We start from the raw sequence: 16,328 nt of genomic DNA on the forward strand, positions 1-16,328 counted from the left end.
TTATAAAGTACCTTTTTTATTACCTTGAATATTCATATGCTAAAAATGCTCATTTCCACTTCTGGGAAGGAGCATTTTTAAACATATTGGAGGTGAGAGCATGCGTAAAAAGAATACCACTGTTATTATTGTTATTCATGAAATTTATTCAATTCTCAAAAAGACCTGTTTCTTCTCCATCAATTAGGAGCTTCCACGTTCCGTGATTCTTCCATGTAAGTTTGCCCGTGTAATAATAGATTGTTCCTCCCCCTCCACCATCTATTACGCTACTTTCCTGCTTAAAAATGGTGTTTTCTACTTCATTCCCTTTTTTATCAAGTAACTTCACCTCGATTATTTCCTTATCCCCAATTGTGCTTTGTAAATATACTTCATATGCTTCACCGATTGGAATTTCCCTTGGAGAGTCAACCATTGTATAGTGTTCCGATTTAGGGAATGGTGGGAAGACATTAACTGTAAAAGATTCGAATAGCACATCCTCCACATAAAACGATAACTGCCATACCCCTTCTGATGGGAACGGAATAAAGCTAGTTAATGTATGAGCATCCTCACTATAAAGGCCACTTGAAAGAACTCCTTCTGTTAACTTAACTTTTACTCTTTTTGTATTTTCCGCTTCTACCCGGAAATTTTTGTCCACAAGCGCATGCTCATCTCCCCAGAAGTAAAGCATTAGCTTTGCTCCTCTTCTCCCGTCTTCTGCAACAAATTGTTCATTAAAAACAAGAATTCCTATCTTACCTTCAACTCCAAGTACTTCTTGATTTCTGTCTGGTAATGTAAAAACTGTTCCTTGCTGTGCACTTAATTTGTAATAATTTTCTTGCGTTAAAAAAAGAATGAAAAGAATAGAGCATATGCCTATGATCGTAAGAATTGGTGTTAAAAAGACTGGTTTCTTACGTGGATTCTGCTTAGATCTTAACGTATATAAAAATTTCTCTTTTTGTTCGTTCTCAAGAGAATATTTAGGTAGGTTTTTCAATCGATTTTGCAGTTCCTTATAATTCTCCATATTCATATCCCTCCTTTTCCATGAGTGTCTTCAGTTTTTTTAAGGAGCGATGATACATCACATTTATATTATTCTCATTACTTTTCATAATACGGCTAACTTCTTTGGACGACATCTCCAAAATCCCTTTAAGAATGATAACTTCTTTATTAGTTGATGGAAGCTTACTAATTGCATTGTATAAATGGCTGTTTTCTTGATTTAGAATTATATGTTGTTCCGTATTAATAGAAAAACTCTTCTCGTGTAATAACGTATTCTTAATTTTGCTCCAGACTCGATCTCTTCGATAATGATCGATTACCATATTTCTAGCGATGGATATGAGCCATGTTTTTGGATGGGCGCTCTCGTTGTACTTTTTTATGTTGCTCCATGCACGTAGAAATGTTTCTTGTACAAGATCTTCAATGTCCAATGATCCAGTATAGTATATTAGAAAGCTAGTAATATCTCTTTCATATAACTCAAACCATTTTTCAATCCAGCTTCTCTCCAAGAGATCCCCCCTTCCCCTAATAATTAGACGAATGCATTTCATTTATCTTACATGAAATGTTGAAAAAATAAAAAATCAACCATTAAACAATCAATGGTTGATTTTCTATAATTGTTTCTACTTTTTAATTAGTAAGCTCTTCCGAACCATACAGTATGCTTCGACTCTTTTCCACAGTTAATACAAGTAGATTTTTCAGCTGGTGGATTGAATGGAATATTACGTGTTGTAAATTTCGTTTCATTCTTCACGTTTTCTTCACAAGCATCATCCCCACACCATCCTGCAAGAACCCAACCTGGGATTTCTCCTTTTTCAGTTGAGTCAGTAAGATGTTGCTTTAACTGCTCTAGGGAATCCACATTTGTATGTGAGTTCTCATCACGGAATGCACGAGCTTTTTCAAGTAAGCGTGTTTGCATTGTAGTTAATTCTTCTTCAATGCGCTCCATTAAATTAGGAATATCTACAGATACTTTATCTGCTTCATCGCGTGCTTTTAATAGTGCTTGGTTGTTTTCTAAATCACGAGGTCCTAATTCAATACGAACTGGAACACCTTTTAACTCCCACTCATTAAATTTATAGCCAGGAGATTGATCTGAATCATCAAGACGAACACGAACACCTTTTGCTTTTAATGCTGCATAAAGCTCATCTAATTTTTCCATTATTGCCGGGTTCTTCTTCCATGGACCTACTGGAATTAGCACTACCTGAGTTGGAGCAACACGTGGTGGCAATACAAGCCCTTGCTCGTCACCGTGTACCATAATAACCGAACCGATTAATCGAGTAGACGTTCCCCAAGACGTTGTATGAACATGCTGATGTTTATTTTCTTTATTTAAATATTTAATATCAAATGCTTCTGCAAACTTTGTTCCAAGGTAATGAGATGTACCAGCTTGAACAGCTTTCCCATCTTTCATCATAGCTTCAATTGAATACGTATCTACAGCCCCTGCAAAACGTTCTGAAGGTGTTTTTTGACCATCGTATACAGGGATGGCTAAAAGCTCCTCTACCACCTCTTTATAGATGTTAAGCATCTGCATTGTTTCTTGACGTGCTTCTTCTTCATCCACATGAGCTGTATGTCCTTCTTGCCATAAAAATTCAGAAGTACGGATAAATGGAAGAGTTTTCTTTTCCCAACGGAACACATTTGCCCATTGGTTAATAAGAACTGGCAGATCACGGTAACTCTTAATCCAATCCGAATACAAATGACCAATCATCGTTTCTGATGTAGGACGTAACGCTAGACGTTCTTCCAATTTTTCACCAGCTGCCTCTGTTACCCAAGGAAGCTCTGGAGCGAACCCTTCAATATGGTCCTTCTCTTTTTGGAAGAAAGATTCCGGAATTAGCATAGGGAAATAAGCATTACGATGACCTGTTTCTTTAAAACGTCTGTTCATTTCCTCTTGAATGTGCTCCCAAATTTCAAAGCCGTCTGGTTTAAAAGCAATACACCCACGAACTGGTGTGTAATCCATTAAATCTGCCTTTTGAATTGTGTCGATATACCATTTTGAAAAATCATTTTGTTGTTGGTTCGTCATTATAAAATCCTCCTTAAATAATTCAAAAAAGCACAAAGCTGTCCTTATGAAAGGACGTCTTTGTGCTGAATAGACGTGGTACCACCTTAGTTTAGCTAAAATTACTTTTAGCCCTCTAATACGTTTGTTAACGAAAACGACTCGGTTATGTTTGCATAACATCTCCGTGGTAGGTTTCAACAAGAAGCGGTGATATAGCTCTCAGCAAGCTGCTATATTTTCTGTTTCACAATTCTTATTTACTTGGCCACATCAAAGATTGTATATACTTAATAATATACCAAATAGATGAATTTAATACAATTGCTTAATGGTTAATTCTCATTCAATGCAAGTGCTTCTTTGATTAATGAAGTAAAAGCTCCTGATTGAATATCTTCCATGTTTTTTATTCTAATATGTCTCATTGTTTTGCCTGTTCCTTGTAATAATTTGTTCGTGTCCTTTTCAAGTAGTTCATTTCCTCTTTGAAAACCAAGATTCACATGTTTTTTGGATGCTTGCAAATAGCATACTAATCCATTATAAGCGTAATTCGGCATAGACCATTTGTACTCTTCTTTAAGTTTGGGAGAAGAATTAAGAATAATCTTTCTTAATTTGGTTGTAATGTTTTGAATATCATCTGGCAAATCCAAAATGTACTGATCAACCACTTCAACTGTCCTTACATTTTCATACATTAATTATCACCTTCCATTGTTTTTAAACACTTGAGGATCTTTCAGTATTAACTTCAATTATGCCATATGGAAGTCCTTGTTTATACAAAACTTTAGCGGATGCTATCATCGAGATAATGGTTGTACGTTTCAAATTCCTCATTTATACTTAAATCAAATTGATTATTTTACAGAAAATAATTAACTGAATATTTTGTAAAAGTGGAGGAGAAAACATGAATTTAGGTGCATTTTCAGTAAGTTTAAATGTAAAAGACATTCATAGATCTAAAGCATTCTACGAAAACATCGGATTTCAAGTTTTTGGTGGAGACATCAGTCAAAATTGGCTTATTTTGAAGAATGAAAATTGCGTTATTGGCTTATTCCAAGGAATGTTTGAAAAGAATATTCTAACCTTTAATCCAGGATGGAATCAAAATGCGGAGAATCTCGATTCGTTTACGGACATTCGAGAAATTCAAAAACAGCTTAAAGCAAAAGGAATGAAAATGTTGACTGAAGCTGATGAAACAAATGAAGGACCCGCACATTTTACAATTGAAGATCCAGACGGGAATCAAATTCTTCTAGATCAACACCGCTAAAAATAATTGGCTACATAAAACATTTTTTCTCAAAAAACTAAAAATCCTCGTAAATGTTCATTTCGCAACATTTACGAGGATTTTATTTTTATTTAAACGAATTAAGATTAAATTCATATTACCGGGGGACCGTTGTTTTGTCATCTCTAAGAGTAGTATATAATGAACGTTACAAACATTCTTTAAAGGAGTACGAATACATGCAAACATTACAAAAGCTTTCCAATCGCCTCTTCTACCTCCCTCCCTATCAAAAAACAGATCGTCCGATATTAGCAGCTGTTGTAGGGGACGAACAGACGTTGTTGATTGATGCTGGGAATTCTTCTAATCACGCTAAACAATTCAAAGAGCAATTAACTTCCTATCATATTACCGGGAGTATTCTTGCCCTTACACACTGGCATTGGGATCATGTATTTGGCTTAAGCGAAATGGACATGACTTCCATCGCCAATTTCATGACCTTTGATAAAGTAAAGGAAATGCAGGAATTATCATGGGAAGACAAGGAGTTGGATGAACGTGTCGAAGCAGGGATTGAAATTCCTTTTTGTGCAGACGCAATAAAACTAGAGCTTGGAAGTAAGCGAGAGGTTATTATACCAAATCCCACAATCCTTTTTGAAAAGCAAATAACCCTTAAACTCGGTGGGGTTTCCTGTATCATTGAACATGTTGGTGGAGATCATTCATCTGATTCGAACCTCCTCTATATACCGGAGGAAAAAGCGCTGTTTCTTGGTGACTGCCTCTATGCAAATATGTACGCTGAAAAATGGCACTATACCATTGAAAAGATGACTAAGCTTTTGGAGAAGATAGAAGGGTATGATGCAGAAATATATTTCTTATCTCATCATCCAGCACCTTTAACAAAAGATGAATTTGCTAGCTTTGTGTCATTATTGAAGAAGAGTGCTATATTAACGAAAAAACATAAAGGGGAGATAGAGGAAATTGCGACAGAGATGTCCTCGTATTTCCAACATGAGTTAACGAAAGACGATTTAGAAATAATCGGATACTTTGTGAATGGGTATGCGTAACAATGCAAAACGGGAGAGTGACTCCATACTTTTAAATAGACCAAAAATTGTTCAGGATTTCTGGGAGTGATTTTGAATGTATATGGAGAAATCTATGCCGAAAGGGATTTGACTTATGATTATTCAATGTACGAAAAAGTTGTTAGATCAATTAAAAAAGAATCCAGAAACAGTTAATGAGGAGAAACCTCTCACATCATGGCATGCCAATCTGATAATTGTTAATCGAAGAAAAACAGTTGTACTTGTAAACGATAAGAATCGTTACGTAATTGTTTTGCATGGACTTAAAGCTAAAGATTTTAAAAATATGGATGAAATTATTTTACAATCTATCCGGAATACCTTTGAACAAGAGTATATAAACAACGATGTGATAGAGCAGTTTATTGATTCTGCTAAGAACATTACTTATTCGAAAACAAAAAACAGGACATTAGTTTCAAGGATGAATAAAGCATGTGAAACATTGTATTTCTTTGAGGAATTGCTTGATAATGATACAATTTATCAACCTGCCATAAGTCGAAAGCTTAGCCGTAATTTAGTCGGTGATGGAAAAAAAGACTACTTCTATCCAAATCAAGAAATGTATAAGGATTTGGAGGAATTCGCGGGTATTCCCATATTTCAAACAAAGCTTTAGATATGTAGATGTTAAATAGAATTTTGAAATATCGTTGAATGGTGTGTGGCGCGAAAAAAAGGTGATATTCGGAGGTACTCCATAATTTGAAAACAGGTTGGCATAAATGCCAACCTGCCCATACTATTTTACTGCTTTAATAGATTCATTGACGATCGTAATCATATCCTCCATTTGGTTTTTCGTGATTATTAGGGGTGGTGCAAATGCAAGAGTATCTTGCCCGTCGTAAATAACAGAACGGCAAATTAGTCCTTTTTCAAGAGCTTTTGCAACTACTTTAGGTCCGATTGGTTCAGCAGATTTTGAAGCTTTTTCTAGACTAATTGCTCCGAGTAAGCCCATCCCCCGAACATTGTCCACATTATCATTTTGTTCTTTTATCCACTCAAAACCTTCAAGCATTTGTTTTCCAACGACATTAACATTATCCATTAAGTTTTCATTCTTAATAATTTCTAAATTTTTGAGTGCAACAGCAGCTGCAGTCGGATGACCACTATACGTATACCCATGCCAGAAGTTTCCTTCCGTTTTTTCAATGATTTCATTATGAAGTCTTTCAGAAAGAATCATACCACCTAACGGCGCGTATCCGCTCGTTATACCTTTAGCCATCGTAATAATGTCTGGGATCACACCGAACCGTTCTATACCGAAATTCGTTCCTAGACGACCGAAACCGCAAATCACTTCATCTGCAATAAATAAGATATTATTTTCATCACAAATTTTTCTAACTTCTTGGAAATATCCTTCAGGAGGAAGATTTACCCCACCAGATCCTTGAACAGGCTCTGAAATATATGCAGCAATCGTATCAGCGCCTTCTTTTTCAATCAGTTCTTTCAATGATACTACTGAACTATCGACATAGTGGAAATCGGGAGCGATTGACGTTGTAAACGTATGGAATTGTTCAATACCCGTTGCACTTGTTGCTCCCATTGCAACGCCATGATAAGAAAGTTTTCTAGATATAATTTTCTTTTTTTCTGGTTGACCTTTAATTTTCCAATAATGACGAACTGTTTTAAATGCAGTATCATTAGATTCCGACCCACCAGAAGTAAAGAATGTCGCATTTAAATCTCCTGGTGTCCAGTTTGCAATTTCAGCGGCAAGTCTTATAACTGGTTCATGGCTCCAGTTATTAAAAGTAGAAGTGAATGCTAGCTTTTCCATTTGTTCTTTTGCGACTTCTGCAAGTTCTTTACGCCCATGTCCAATGTTTACATTCCAAAGGGAAGAAAGGCTGTCCATTAATTTTCTTCCTTCTACATCCTTCAGGTAAATCCCGTCACCTTCAGTAAAAATAAATGTTGGACCATCCTCTTGAAGTTGTTTCATATTAGATGTCGGATGAATAAAATGCTTTTTGTCTAATTCCACTAACTCTTCTTTTAAACTTTTTTGGGATGTTTTTGACATATTTCTTCTCCTCCTAATATATTATGGACTTTTCTTTTTGTCTGTTTCTTGCAAGCAACTTAAAATATCGATTCCCAAAAGAATCTGTTAATCTATTAGATTCCGATTGATACATATTGAATCTCTAGAAAATCATCAATACCTTGATGTCCGCCTTCACGGCCAAGTCCACTTTCTTTCATGCCGCCAAATGGTGCTTGCACAGCAGAAGGTGCACCATCATTCCAACCGATAATTCCATAATCTAGTTTTTCAATAATTTTCGTACCTTGCGAAATATTTTCTGTAAAGACATATGCAGCTAAACCATAAGGTGTATCATTTGCTAGTTTAATTGCCTCCTCAATGCTCTCAAATTTTTGAATCGGAGCAACTGGACCAAATGTTTCTTCTCGCATAATTAACATATTTTCGTTTGCATCTTTAATGATTGTTGGTAAATAGTAATTTCCTTTATCTTCTGGTTGACCGCCACCCACAACTACTGTAGCACCGTTTTTTTCAGCATCTTCAACATGTTCAGCGACTTTTTCCACAGCAGCCTGATTAATTAACGGACCGATATTTACACCGCTTTCCATCCCATTACCAACTTTAAGTTCTTTTACTCGAGCAGCAAAGGCATCGATGAACTGTTCATAGATTTTAGACTGTACATAAACCCGATTGACACAAACACAAGTCTGACCACCATTTCTAAATTTTGAAGCCATCACTCCTTGAACTGCAGTGTCGATATTTGCATCGTTAAGAACAATCATCGGGGCATGACCACCAAGCTCAAGACTTAACTTCTTCACGGTGTCAGCACCTTGTCGCATTAGAACTTTTCCAACTTCCGTAGAACCCGTAAAGGTAACCTTTTTCACTCGTGGATCTGATAAAAAGACACCGCCTATTTCACTTGAAGAACCAGTGATAATATTAATAACTCCTTTTGGAAAACCTGCTTCTTCCGCCAATTCTACGAGTTTGATTGCTGTTAATGGAGTGTCACTAGCAGGCTTTATAACGACTGTACATCCGGCAGCTAGAGCTGGTCCCATCTTTCTTGTTAACATGGCAGCTGGGAAATTCCATGGTGTAATTGCAGCAACAACACCAATAGGTTTTTTCCAAACTTGCAGTCGTTTGTTTTTATCATGGCTAGGAATCGTTTCACCGTAAATCCGTTTTGCCTGTTCCGCGTACCATTCAATATAATTTGCAGCATAATGAACTTCACCTTTTGCTTCAGTAAACGGCTTTCCCATTTCTCTCGTCATTATTTCTGCTAATTCTTCTTCATGGTCAATAATTAAATGAAAGTATTTTTTCAATAGAGCAGCTCGCTCATAAGCTGTAGTGTCAGACCATGACTCAAATGCTCGATGTGCCGCTTCCACGGCTGCAAGTGCCTCATCTTTACCGCCTTTTGGTACTTCAGATACTATATCTCCAGTAGCCGGGTTATACACCGGTAACTTCTCCAAGTTTTCCCCAGTCCAATTTCCATCAATAAACAATAAGTTTTGCATTCATATCACCTCTAATAAAATCTATTAATCATTAATTGAATTTTGATCATATGCCAGAAGTTCACCCTCCACATATTCAATATGGATACGAATCTTTTTATCTATTAGTTGAGGATCCTTCGTTAACATAGTTTCAAATAGTTCTTTTTGTTCTTCGTAGAATGACTGATGGTTAGAATAATATTTATCAAGATTAACGAGAAAAGTCCTTATTTGAACTTGAATTGACTCATATATCCTAATAACACGAGAATTTCCCGATAAATTTACAACGTAACTATGAAACTTCATGTCCAAGTCAAATAAATTTCTCCAATTTTCATTTATTGTATTGGTGCGCATTTCTTCTAGAATCGTCTTTAATTTCTTAATTTGCTCACTTTCAATTTTGGGAATCGCTTTAACGAAAGCATAAGCTTCTACCATCGTTCGAAGTTCAATTATTTCTCGCCAATCTTTATTAGAAAATTGAGAAATATAAGTGCCTTTTCTTGGCTTACTAATTACCAATTCTTCATATTCAAGAATTTTTAGGGCATCTCTTATCGTACTTCGACTAACGGCATACTTTTCAGATAAATCATTTTCAATTAACCTTTGACCAAATTCTAGTTCTTTATACCAAATACTTTTCCTTATTTCATTTGCTACAAGTTCACCTAATGACTCTTGTTTGATGGAATCATTCATATTAAACGAAATCCCCCTATATATTGCCCATATGTTACGATCAGCCAGTTAGTCGATTGTCGACAATTTGTTGAAGGAGTATAATTCTATTTTTAAACTTATCAATAGAATTTTTTACCCACTACTGGCTTAATATTTTCCCAAGCGTCCGAATTAATTAAAGAAGGTGGTTTTTCACCATTTAGACCAGCCACAAGGTTTTTAGCCGCTAGTTCAGACATTTTCAACTCTGTTTCAAAGGTTGAAGAACCAATGTGAGGAAGTGTTACAACATTTTTCATGTTTAATAATGGATTGTCATGTTCAACCGGTTCTATTTTAAAAACATCGAGGCCTGCTGCGGCAATTTCGCCATTTTTTAATGCTTCAATAAGGTCTTCTTCTATAATGGTTTTTCCTCGAGACCCATTAATAAAAATGGCCGACTTTTTCATAAGTTGAAATTCCCTTCGACCAATAAAACCTTTCGTTTCCTCCGTTAAAGGAGTAATTAGTACAACGAAATCAGATTGTTTAAGTAATTCATCCAAATTACAATAGGTAGCATTATATTTTGCTTCGGCTTCAGGCTTTTTTGTCCGGCTATTGTATAAAATATTCATATTAAATCCAAGGTTTGCACGTTGAGCAATTGCTTGCCCTATTTTCCCCATTCCAATGATACCCAATGTTTTATGATGCACATCTATGCCGTAATGTTCTGATTCTAATGGATCCTTCCATTGTTTTGATTTAACGAAATGGTCTAACTCTGGAATTCGTCTTGCGGTAGCTAGTAATAGACCAAATACAGTATCAGCAACTGTATCTGTTAAGATATCTGGTGTATTTGTTGCCATAATGTTCCTCTTTGTTAATTCTTCCATATCTAAATTACTATAGCCAACAGAAACATTACTTACGATTTTCAAATTAGGTGCATTTTCTAGTAGCTCCTTATCAACTTCTAATTCTAGCCCAATAATCCCTTCCGTTTTTTCTAAGTAACCTAAAAACACTTTGTCAGTTTTAGTATTTATATTTTTAAAAGACTTAACATCATACTTACTTTTTAATTCTTCTAATACAGGTTTCTCCAATCGATTGTAGGCAATAATCCTTTTTTTGATCACATAATTCCCTCCGTATTTTTATTATATTGTCGATAGTCGACAATATGACTACTTTAAAAAACTTTAGAAAAGTTCTAGCTGAAGGTATTAATTATAAAGATATTTAATACGTTTTCTAACTTAGATAGAAGTTTATTTCATAACTACTATTTTAAATTTATTAAAAAGTGTTGAATTACTACTTATTAGTAAAAGTTTTGAATAGAAAAAATGGTTTTTAAATTGTTCGAATAATTGCGCTTACCATGAACATAGAGTATTAAAACTATTAATCTATCGTCAGGTTAATATACCTCAACCCAGTATTACCTTTTTGTGGGTTATGAAAAAAATAAAGAAATTATGAAAGGAGTTATTTACGATGATAATTAGATTTGAAGATCAAAATAGCAATATATTGTATGGGGTATTAAAAGACAAAAAAGTAAAAGTGATTGACGGAGACATTTTTTCAAATTTTACTGTAACTGAACAAGAATTAGACATAACAGATATAAAATTATTACCCCCTACTGAGCCATCCAAAGTAGTTTGTATTGGCCTTAATTATGTTGATCATGCAAAAGAGGTAAATCTTGAACTACCGAAAGAACCACTAATTTTTCTTAAACCAAACACAACGGTAATTGCTACAGAAGATGTAGTTATTTACCCTATACAAACAAAACATGTTGAATATGAAGCAGAATTAGGAATAGTTATTGGAAAGAAAACTAAAAACATAACAGAAAAAGAATCTAAAGATGCAATTTTTGGTTATACAATAGCAAATGATATAACAGCACGAGATTTGCAATTTTCTGATGGTCAGTGGACAAGAGGAAAATCTTTTGATACATTTTGCCCAATTGGTCCGGGTATTGTAAGGGACATCGATCCAAGTAAATTAGATATTACTCTCCATGTTAATGGCGAATTAAAACAAAGTTCCAATACTGAAAATTTGATTTTCGGAATAGACTATATCGTGAGCTATGTATCCAAAGTAATGACACTTCTTCCGGGCGATGTAATTATTACAGGGACTCCTTTTGGAGTAGGTCCCGTAAATCCTAAAGATGAAATGGTAGTTCGTATTAAAGGAATTGGTGAATTAAAAAATAAAATTGTGTTGTCGACAGAAAGTTAATTTTAAAATATATCATTAACAAATAAAAATATTATACGATAGACACTAATTTCGTCGACAATCGACTCAAAGTGTTATAAAGCAACCAAATGCCTGTTTTTAGGTACTGGGTGTAATTATACTTTTACACACAAACATTCAAGGACTTACCTGAAAGGAGCGAAGATATCCAAAAAAACAAGCTTTTGTATCAAGTTCTTGCAAGCAGAAAAGAAAAAAGTTCTACTTTTTGTTTGATAAAAGTATGAGGCATTGGGTCATTATCGATTGGAAAGATGTTAGTTTTACTCAGAAGTTTGAATTAAACATATGGAGTAATTGATGATTTGTTCTTAAAGAAAGTTTCTATGACATTGGTAAAGGGGATATGAATATGTTGAAAAAAGGGTTATATTTTTTACTTTTAGCTTTTGTAGCTATAACACTTGTAGCATGTTCCAAAACAAATACAACGTCAAGTAGTAGTGGCGGTGCTTCAAATGGAAGCACAAGTAGTGATAAAAAAATCACAATTATGGCAGCGCATGTTGTATCTACAGAAACTACACAACATAAAGCATTTATGGAATTTAAAAGGCTAGTTGAAGAAAGATCGGATGGAAGAATCGAAGTTGATATTTATCCTGATGGTCAGCTAGGTGGAGAAAGAGAAATGATAGAAAGTACACAAGCAGGTAATATTCAGATGTCATCTCCTTCAGTTGGAGTACTTGCCAACTTCTCTTCTGCACTACAAATATTTGATTTTCCATTTATTTTTAAAGATTCAGAGACAGCGCATAAAGTTGTTGATGGAGAATTTGGACAAGAATTATTAAAAGGATTAGAACAAAGCGGACTTGTTGGATTAAATTATGGTGAACTAGGTTATAGACACTTATCCAACAATAAAGGAGAAATCGTTACACCCGATGATATAGGTGGGTTGAAAATTCGTACGATGGAAGTCCCTATGCATATCGCATATTGGAAAGAAGTAGGAGCAAATCCAACACCATTAGCTTTCACTGAAGTATTTACAGGTTTATCTCAAGGTGTTGTCGATGGAGTTGAAAACGTTCTTGGACTTATCCATTCAGGAAAATTCCACGAGGTTAGTAAGTATATTACAACAACTGGCCATATTTATGATCCTGAAATATATATCATGAACAAAGATTTCTTTAATGGACTTTCTAAAGATAATCAAGAAATAATACAATCCTCTATAAATGATACAGTTACGTATTTGAGGGAATTAAATAGTACGATCGATGCTGAGCTAAGAGTTAAGCTCGAAGAAGAAGGTGCTATCTTTAGGGACCTAACTTATGATGAATATAATGCATGGATTGAGGCTTCCGTACCGTTTTATAAAAAGAATGCAGATAAAGTTGATAAAGAAAAATTAATCCAATTACTTGAAGCTACTGGAAATGACAAATTCCTAGATGCCATAAAATAATAATGTATAAAATTAGCACCCAGAGACTTGGCGATTATACCATAACTTAACCACGAATTTCTGGGTGTAATTTAGTTTAAATGCGTTTAAGGAGGCGACTTTAATGAAACTTTATAAACATTTGGATGATCATATTGAAACTTATTTATCAGCAAGTTTATTAATTTTCTTCTCATTTTTATGTGTCTTCCAAGTTATTATGCGCTATATCTTTAACGAGTCATTGACATGGTCAGAGGAATTATCAAGATATGCATTTGTTTGGTTTGTTTATACAAGTGCAGCCTTTGCGGTAAGATATCAACGGCATGTGAAATTTAACTTTTTAGTGAATATACTTCATAAAATTTCTCCAACTTATAGTCAAATCCTTAAAATAATTGCTCTATTTTGTTGGATAGGTTTTCTACTATTCGTAGATTACTATAGTGTTCAAACAGTTATTAATCAGTTCAACATGGGACAAGTATCACCTGCCAACCGAATTCCAATGTATATTGTTTATCTCGGATTACCAATGGGAGCTTTATTAATGACATTTAGAGTTACCCAACATATCATAAATGGCTTTAAGGAATTGAGAAACTTAAAAGAAAGCCATTAATTTTACAGGGGGTGAGAGCATGGCTACTCTAATATTATTTGGAAGTTTTATTATTTTAATGATTCTTAGTGTTCCTATTGCGTTTGCACTTGGTATATCATCTGTTTTAACATTATTCATCACGGAAAAAATGCCACTGCAGTTCATTGCACAAGGAATGTTCACTACAGTAGATTCTTACGCTTTAATGGCAGTTCCACTATTTGTATTTGCTGGTTTAATAATGGAACATGGAGGGCTCTCTAGACGATTAATTGATGTTGCTAAGTCATTTGTTGGTCACCAGACTGGGGGACTTGCTGGAGTTGCAATTTTGGCTTGTACTGTTTTTGCAGCACTTAGTGGATCTGGTCCAGCGACGGTTGCAGCTATCGGAGGAATTATGATCCCAGCAATGGTAAAAGAAAAGTACGATCCAGGATTCAGTTCAGGAGTAGTTGCTTCAGCCGGAACCCTCGGAATAATTATTCCACCAAGTATACCTTTAATTATTTATGGTATTACAACAAATACTTCTATTGGCGATTTATTCATTGCTGGCATCATACCTGGTTTATTTATCGCAGCGTTACTTTGGTCGATCAGTTATGTTATCTCTAAAAAGAGAGGTTTTATTGGATCTGGAAAAAAAGCTACTTGGAAAGAACGCTTTAATTATATTAATGAAGCAAAGTGGACACTGTTAATGCCCATTGTTGTACTCGGCGGAATTTACGGAGGAATATTTACTCCAACTGAAGCAGCAGGTATTGCAGTAGCGTATAGTGCCTTTTTAGGAATTTTTATTTATAAGGAAATAAAACGGGCAGATGCAATTGAATTATTTAAACAGACTATTTTAATTTCTGGGATAATCCTTATTATTATAGCGACCGCTTCTACTTATGGAAGAATTCTTACAATAGAGAAAATCCCTATATTAATTGCGGAGTTTTTAACATCTCTTCCTGTCGGGTCATGGGTCATTCTTTGTGCAATTGTTATCCTACTTGTGTTTATCGGAATGTTTATGGAAACATTAGCTGGAATTATTTTATTAGCTCCTATTTTATTGCCTGTTGTAACAGAATTAGGAATGCATCCCGTGCACTTTGGGATTGTCATGATTTTAGCAGCAGAAATTGGATTTTTAACACCACCGGTTGGCGATAACCTTAACGTTGCTAGTGCTATTAGTGGATTAACTTTAGAACAAGTTGCTAAAGCAACACTTCCATTTACAATCGCTTTAATCATATTACTATTTGTTTTTATGTTTGCAGAGCCATTTATTATGTTTTTACCGAATTTAATAGGTGGAACAGGTCGTTAATGAAAGTACTATCTATCAGACTAAACAAAAACACCCACAAACATTGATTTGACAACGTTTGTGGGTGTTTTATTGTTTCTTGAATTAATTCGTTTTAACTAAGGATACCGGTGGTCGGGGTCGAACCGACACATCCAGAGGATACGGGATTTTGAGTCCCGCGCGTCTGCCAATTCCGCCACACCGGCAAAATATAAGTATCATAATTTAATTATAAAACTGGAGGCGGCAACCGGATTTGAACCGGTGATAAAGGTGTTGCAGACCTGTGCCTTACCACTTGGCTATGCCGCCGAAGGAAATAATGGAGCGGAAGACGAGGTTCGAACTCGCGACCCCCACCTTGGCAAGGTGGTGTTCTACCACTGAACTACTTCCGCAAAAAAAAACTGGGGAACCTGGATTCGAACCAGGGCATGACGGAATCAAAATCCGTTGCCTTACCGCTTGGCTATACCCCAATGGGGCGACTGATGGGAATTGAACCCACGAGTGCCGGAATCACAATCCGGTGCGTTAACCACTTCGCCACAATCGCCATTATTAAATAAAAAAAGAGCTAACTTTAAAGGAATATGGGGCGACTGATGGGAATTGAACCCACGAGTGCCGGAATCACAATCCGGTGCGTTAACCACTTCGCCACAATCGCCATTATTCAAGTTAACTAATAATTAGTTGGCAGGGGCAGTAGGAATCGAACCCACATCAAAGGTTTTGGAGACCTCTATTCTACCGTTAAACTATGCCCCTAAAAACTGGTGGAGGGGGACGGATTCGAACCGCCGAACCCTAAGGAGCGGATTTACAGTCCGCCGCGTTTAGCCACTTCGCTACCCCTCCAAGAATGGTGCCGGAGAAAGGACTTGAACCCTCAACCTACTGATTACAAGTCAGTTGCTCTACCAGTTGAGCTACTCCGGCCGGCTAAAAAAAACATGGTGGCTCAGGACGGAATCGAACCGCCGACACAAGGATTTTCAGTCCTTTGCTCTACCGACTGAGCTACTGAGCCTCTTCGATTTACGCTAAG

At 35.7% G+C, this 16,328-nt stretch carries 15 protein-coding genes, 10 tRNA genes and 1 other annotated feature; of the genes, 7 read left to right on the forward strand and 18 right to left on the reverse strand.

Translation table 11 applies throughout. The features are described 5' to 3' along the window. Positions 1 to 148 precede the first annotated feature (148 nt). The 4 genes from BMZ04_RS12220 to BMZ04_RS12235 form a co-directional block, all read right to left on the reverse strand. Complete coding sequence (locus BMZ04_RS12220) at positions 149 to 1,024, reverse strand: hypothetical protein (protein WP_093270620.1); 876 nt, start codon at positions 1,022 to 1,024, stop codon at positions 149 to 151. Further along, positions 1,011 to 1,523, reverse strand: a complete 513-nt coding sequence (locus BMZ04_RS12225) for an RNA polymerase sigma factor (RefSeq protein WP_093270623.1) — start codon at positions 1,521 to 1,523, stop codon at positions 1,011 to 1,013. The genes BMZ04_RS12220 and BMZ04_RS12225 overlap by 14 nt, the downstream gene beginning before the upstream one ends. 128 nt (positions 1,524 to 1,651) lie before the next feature. Next, a complete protein-coding gene (gene proS / locus BMZ04_RS12230) occupies positions 1,652 to 3,091 on the reverse strand; it encodes a proline--tRNA ligase (RefSeq protein ID WP_093270626.1) in 1,440 nt (479 codons plus the stop codon). Positions 3,092 to 3,138: 47 nt separating this feature from the next. Next, positions 3,139 to 3,356: a binding site (T-box leader), on the reverse strand. 49 nt (positions 3,357 to 3,405) lie between these two features. Beyond that, positions 3,406 to 3,774 carry a DUF1801 domain-containing protein gene (locus tag BMZ04_RS12235; RefSeq protein WP_093270629.1) on the reverse strand — a complete coding sequence of 123 codons (369 nt, stop codon included), beginning with the start codon at positions 3,772 to 3,774 and terminating at the stop codon, positions 3,406 to 3,408. Between the two features lie 215 nt (positions 3,775 to 3,989). On the opposite strand from BMZ04_RS12235, the gene BMZ04_RS12240 reads away from it, so the two are divergent. The 3 genes from BMZ04_RS12240 to BMZ04_RS12250 all read left to right on the forward strand — a co-directional run bounded on the left by BMZ04_RS12240 (position 3,990) and on the right by BMZ04_RS12250 (position 6,056). Then, complete coding sequence (locus BMZ04_RS12240; protein ID WP_093270632.1) at positions 3,990 to 4,361, forward strand: VOC family protein; 372 nt, start codon at positions 3,990 to 3,992, stop codon at positions 4,359 to 4,361. A gap of 200 nt (positions 4,362 to 4,561) precedes the next feature. Beyond that, positions 4,562 to 5,410 (forward strand): MBL fold metallo-hydrolase, encoded by an 849-nt coding sequence (locus BMZ04_RS12245; RefSeq protein WP_093270635.1) that lies wholly within the window; start codon positions 4,562 to 4,564, stop codon positions 5,408 to 5,410. 139 nt (positions 5,411 to 5,549) lie between these two features. Beyond that, a complete protein-coding gene (locus tag BMZ04_RS12250) occupies positions 5,550 to 6,056 on the forward strand; it encodes a DUF6933 domain-containing protein (RefSeq protein WP_143128299.1) in 507 nt (168 codons plus the stop codon). A 123-nt stretch (positions 6,057 to 6,179) separates the two neighbouring features. Here BMZ04_RS12250 and BMZ04_RS12255 read toward each other — a convergent pair whose 3' ends face one another. The 4 genes from BMZ04_RS12255 to BMZ04_RS12270 all read right to left on the reverse strand — a co-directional run bounded on the left by BMZ04_RS12255 (position 6,180) and on the right by BMZ04_RS12270 (position 10,803). Beyond that, on the reverse strand, positions 6,180 to 7,487 hold the full coding sequence (locus BMZ04_RS12255) for an aminotransferase family protein (protein WP_093270641.1): 1,308 nt from the start codon (positions 7,485 to 7,487) through the stop codon (positions 6,180 to 6,182). A 95-nt stretch (positions 7,488 to 7,582) separates the two neighbouring features. Continuing rightward, positions 7,583 to 9,004, reverse strand: a complete 1,422-nt coding sequence (locus tag BMZ04_RS12260; protein WP_093270644.1) for an NAD-dependent succinate-semialdehyde dehydrogenase — start codon at positions 9,002 to 9,004, stop codon at positions 7,583 to 7,585. Positions 9,005 to 9,028: 24 nt separating this feature from the next. Then, on the reverse strand, positions 9,029 to 9,694 hold the full coding sequence (locus BMZ04_RS12265) for a GntR family transcriptional regulator (protein WP_093270647.1): 666 nt from the start codon (positions 9,692 to 9,694) through the stop codon (positions 9,029 to 9,031). Positions 9,695 to 9,795: 101 nt separating this feature from the next. Further along, the gene (locus BMZ04_RS12270) at positions 9,796 to 10,803 is read right to left on the reverse strand and encodes a 2-hydroxyacid dehydrogenase (RefSeq protein WP_093270726.1); all 1,008 of its coding nucleotides are present in this window, start codon (positions 10,801 to 10,803) and stop codon (positions 9,796 to 9,798) included. Between the two features lie 364 nt (positions 10,804 to 11,167). On the opposite strand from BMZ04_RS12270, the gene BMZ04_RS12275 reads away from it, so the two are divergent. The 4 genes from BMZ04_RS12275 to BMZ04_RS12290 all read left to right on the forward strand — a co-directional run bounded on the left by BMZ04_RS12275 (position 11,168) and on the right by BMZ04_RS12290 (position 15,295). Next, positions 11,168 to 11,935 (forward strand): fumarylacetoacetate hydrolase family protein, encoded by a 768-nt coding sequence (locus BMZ04_RS12275; protein WP_093270650.1) that lies wholly within the window; start codon positions 11,168 to 11,170, stop codon positions 11,933 to 11,935. A gap of 373 nt (positions 11,936 to 12,308) precedes the next feature. Continuing rightward, on the forward strand, positions 12,309 to 13,379 hold the full coding sequence (locus BMZ04_RS12280) for a TRAP transporter substrate-binding protein (RefSeq protein WP_177184425.1): 1,071 nt from the start codon (positions 12,309 to 12,311) through the stop codon (positions 13,377 to 13,379). A 103-nt stretch (positions 13,380 to 13,482) separates the two neighbouring features. Beyond that, a complete protein-coding gene (locus BMZ04_RS12285) occupies positions 13,483 to 13,983 on the forward strand; it encodes a TRAP transporter small permease (protein WP_093270659.1) in 501 nt (166 codons plus the stop codon). Between the two features lie 19 nt (positions 13,984 to 14,002). Further along, positions 14,003 to 15,295 (forward strand): TRAP transporter large permease, encoded by a 1,293-nt coding sequence (locus tag BMZ04_RS12290; protein WP_093270663.1) that lies wholly within the window; start codon positions 14,003 to 14,005, stop codon positions 15,293 to 15,295. Positions 15,296 to 15,400: 105 nt separating this feature from the next. Here BMZ04_RS12290 and BMZ04_RS12295 read toward each other — a convergent pair. The 10 genes from BMZ04_RS12295 to BMZ04_RS12340 all read right to left on the reverse strand — a co-directional run bounded on the left by BMZ04_RS12295 (position 15,401) and on the right by BMZ04_RS12340 (position 16,310). Then, positions 15,401 to 15,483 (reverse strand) — tRNA-Leu (locus BMZ04_RS12295). Between the two features lie 32 nt (positions 15,484 to 15,515). Then, positions 15,516 to 15,589: transfer RNA gene (locus BMZ04_RS12300), tRNA-Cys, on the reverse strand. Positions 15,590 to 15,600: 11 nt separating this feature from the next. Beyond that, positions 15,601 to 15,675: transfer RNA gene (locus BMZ04_RS12305), tRNA-Gly, on the reverse strand. 9 nt (positions 15,676 to 15,684) lie between these two features. Then, a tRNA-Gln gene (locus BMZ04_RS12310) sits at positions 15,685 to 15,756 on the reverse strand. A gap of 1 nt (position 15,757) precedes the next feature. Then, a tRNA-His gene (locus tag BMZ04_RS12315) sits at positions 15,758 to 15,833 on the reverse strand. A 38-nt stretch (positions 15,834 to 15,871) separates the two neighbouring features. Next, positions 15,872 to 15,947: transfer RNA gene (locus BMZ04_RS12320), tRNA-His, on the reverse strand. A 27-nt stretch (positions 15,948 to 15,974) separates the two neighbouring features. Further along, a tRNA-Trp gene (locus tag BMZ04_RS12325) sits at positions 15,975 to 16,048 on the reverse strand. 6 nt (positions 16,049 to 16,054) lie between these two features. Next, positions 16,055 to 16,138: transfer RNA gene (locus tag BMZ04_RS12330), tRNA-Tyr, on the reverse strand. 5 nt (positions 16,139 to 16,143) lie between these two features. Continuing rightward, positions 16,144 to 16,219, reverse strand: a tRNA-Thr gene (locus BMZ04_RS12335). 15 nt (positions 16,220 to 16,234) lie between these two features. Continuing rightward, positions 16,235 to 16,310 (reverse strand) — tRNA-Phe (locus tag BMZ04_RS12340). Between the last annotated feature and the right edge of the window lie 18 nt (positions 16,311 to 16,328).

This window comes from Psychrobacillus sp. OK032 (assembly GCF_900111345.1).
GTDB lineage: Bacteria > Bacillota > Bacilli > Bacillales_A > Planococcaceae > Psychrobacillus.